The organism is Micromonospora sp. D75, from assembly GCF_018070405.1.
Taxonomy (GTDB): Bacteria; Actinomycetota; Actinomycetes; order Mycobacteriales; family Micromonosporaceae; genus Micromonospora; species Micromonospora chalcea.
The window spans coordinates 1-2,630 of record NZ_JAGPXV010000748.1; the positions used below are offsets into that span (position 1 = coordinate 1).

The 2,630-nt window shown below is 67.9% G+C and carries 4 protein-coding genes; all 4 read right to left on the bottom strand.

Annotated elements, in window-relative coordinates:
* Positions 1–49: 49 nt before the first annotated feature.
* Entirely contained in the window at positions 50–745 is a 696-nt protein-coding gene (locus KBX39_RS28495) for a hypothetical protein (protein ID WP_064447924.1), read from the bottom strand.
* Positions 742–1,620, bottom strand: coding sequence for an ATP-binding cassette domain-containing protein (locus KBX39_RS28500; RefSeq protein WP_210873486.1), 879 nt, complete (start codon positions 1,618–1,620; stop codon positions 742–744). Before KBX39_RS28500 ends, KBX39_RS28495 begins: the two co-directional genes overlap by 4 nt.
* Complete coding sequence (locus KBX39_RS28505; protein WP_043328406.1) at positions 1,617–1,976, bottom strand: GntR family transcriptional regulator; 360 nt, start codon at positions 1,974–1,976, stop codon at positions 1,617–1,619. Before KBX39_RS28505 ends, KBX39_RS28500 begins: the two co-directional genes overlap by 4 nt.
* Positions 1,977–2,464: 488 nt before the next feature.
* Positions 2,465–2,630 (bottom strand): N-acetyltransferase family protein (locus KBX39_RS28510; RefSeq protein ID WP_369010126.1); only part of this gene is annotated, 166 nt, incomplete at its 5' end.

Here is a 2,630-nt window from a genome sequence, read left to right on the forward strand (position 1 = left end):
CCGACGACCCGCATCGCGCGGATCGTCGGCCGACCATCCGTGCCCGCCGTCAGGCGTTGGCCCGGCGGATGGCCGCCATACCCCCGAGGGCGGCCACCGCGGCGATCAGGGCGGGCCACCCCACCAGCAGGCTGACCTGGTGCTGGCTGCTCAGCCACTGCCAGATGTCACCGAACCATCCCTGCCAGGTGATCAACGCGACGAGCAGGCCGGTCACCAGGATCAGGGCCGCGCCGGCCCCGAACAGGCCGTTCATGCCGAACCGGACGTACCAGACGGCGACGAACACGGAGACGAAGTTCAGGAACAGGAACGGCACCGCGTAGACGGCGATCTGCAACAGCCCGTTGTCGACGTCGACGTACGGGATTCGGAAGAACCGCAGCTGGATCCCGAAGCCGCCGGTGGCGCCCTCGATCAGGTTGAGCAGGTAGAGCAGGACGCCGTAGACGACCGCCTGCACCACGTTGACGAGCACCGTGGCGAGGTAGAAGGTGCGCCGGGTGACGCCCATGCCGAGCGCGAACGGGAACACCTGGCTGATCGAGGTGGCGGCGACGATCGAGCAGACGATGTAGATACTGACCAGACCGCCCGTGGTGTTCTTGCCCGGCGCGGCCTCGTCGATCGAGGCGAAGATCAGCAGGTTGACGCCGAGCGAGATGGCCATGATGCCCCATGGCCAGGCCAACTGGCTGACCCAGGCGATGGTGTGCATCCGGGCGACGTCGAGGATACGAGTCATCGCGCGTTCGTCCTTTCCGTCGTCAGGTGCACCACGGCCTGCTGGAGCGACACCGGCGCCAGGTCGATGCCGAGCTTCTTGGCGCGCGTCCGTTCGGCGTCGTCGAACGACCCGCGCAGCGACGCGCGGACCGCGCCGCCGAGTTGCTCACGATGCAGCGCCTGGTGCGCGGCGGCGAACTCGTCCACCGCAGCGGCCGGGCCGGACGCCTCCACCACCTCGCCGCGCAGCTCGTCGCTGGGCGCGTCGAGCAGCAGCTTTCCGCGGTCGAGCAGCAGTACGTGCTCGATCAGGTCGGCCACCTCGTCGATGAGGTGTGTGGAGAGCACGACGGTGCGCGGATTCTCGGCGTAGTCGGCGAGCAGCCGATCGTAGAAGAGTTGCCGGGCGACCGCGTCGAGACCGAGGTACGGCTCGTCGAAGAAGGTCAGCGGCGCGCGTGCGGCCAGGCCGATCGTCACGCCCAGCGCGGACAGCATGCCGCGGGACAGTTTGCGTACCTTGCGCTTGCGCGGCAGGTCGAAGTCGTCCACCAGGGACTGCGCGAAGTCCTCGTCCCAGTTGGGGAACAGCCGCTTGGCCAGGCTCAGCACGTGCCGGACCTGGTACGCGGTCGGGTACGTCTGACTCTCCTTGATGAAGACCACCCGCGACAGCACCCGCTCGTTCTCGTACGGCCGCTCACCGAAGAGCATGAGGTCGCCGCTGGTGCCGCTGTTCTGGCCGGTGATCAGCTGCATCAGCGTCGTCTTGCCGGCGCCGTTGCGGCCGAGAAGCCCATAGATCTTGTCGCCCGTCAACGTGAAGGTGACGTCATCGAGAGCGGTCACCTCGCCGAACCGCTTCGTGAGCCCGGCTGCCGCCACGACGCTCATCGCTGTTCCTCCCCTGTGTCGATGAGCTTCTTCAGCTCCTCGGTGCCGATGCCCAACTTGCGTGCCTCCTCGATGAGGGGCCGCACGTACTGGTCGGAGAACTCGCGCCGGCGGCGTTCCCGGAGTGTTTCGACGGCGCCCGTTGCCACGAACATTCCGATCCCCCTGCGCTTGTAGAGAAGCCCGTCATCGACCAGGCGGTTGATCCCCTTGGCGGCGGTCGCCGGGTTGATCCGGTGGAACGCCGCAAGCTCGTTCGTCGACGGCACCTGGGTCTCCTCCGCGTACGTCCCGTCGATGATCGAGTTTTCGATCATCTCCGCGATCTGGACGAAGATCGGCCGGCCGTCATCCATCCTGGTTCTTTGGTTCATTACTCATGTAACTAACCTTGGCGCTCGCGGGCCGGGGCGTCAAGTCTTCTTCGGGTACGCGCGGCCGATTACGGCTCGATCGAGTTCGCGCCGTGACACTGACGATCGACGAGAGCACCCGCCAGGTACGGCAGTCCGTCTGCGGCTGTTGCGACACCGCCGCGGAGCGGACCTGGGCCGACCTCCATGCTGACGACGCGTCACCTTCGGCTGTGCCGGGTCGGGCCGGTGGCCGGCTCGCCGGGGCCGGCCGCGACGCTCGTCAACGGCGGTGAGGTCGCGGGGGACAGCCCGATCTTCGGCCGCAAGCTCCCCGAGTTCCGGCAGATGGTTGACCTGATCCTGGAGCGTGTCCTGCCGCGACCTCACCCGGTGATCAAGGGGTTTACGTCTCCCGGACCGCGCCGACCGGACACAAACTCCTTGATCACCGGGCGGGCCGGGGCGGGCCCGGGCGGGGCGGGGGAGCGTCAGGTGACTGCGGGGCTGCGGCGTTCGATCAGGGTCACGTCGCGCCAGGTGCCGTAGTGGCGGCCCACCCGCTCGCGGGTGCCGACGACGCGGAAGCCGCACGTCGCGTGCAGCGCGAGACTCGCCGTGTTCTCCGGGAACACACCGGACTGGATGGTCCAGATC

What these genes read in the sequence shown, in the direction of transcription:
- KBX39_RS28505 (WP_043328406.1), bottom strand. Translation starts at nt 1,976, where the DNA reads ATGGATGACGGCCGGCCGATCTTCGTCCAGATCGCGGAGATGATCGAA.
- KBX39_RS28500 (WP_210873486.1), bottom strand. Translation starts at nt 1,620, where the DNA reads ATGAGCGTCGTGGCGGCAGCCGGGCTCACGAAGCGGTTCGGCGAGGTG.
- KBX39_RS28495 (WP_064447924.1), bottom strand. Translation starts at nt 745, where the DNA reads ATGACTCGTATCCTCGACGTCGCCCGGATGCACACCATCGCCTGGGTC.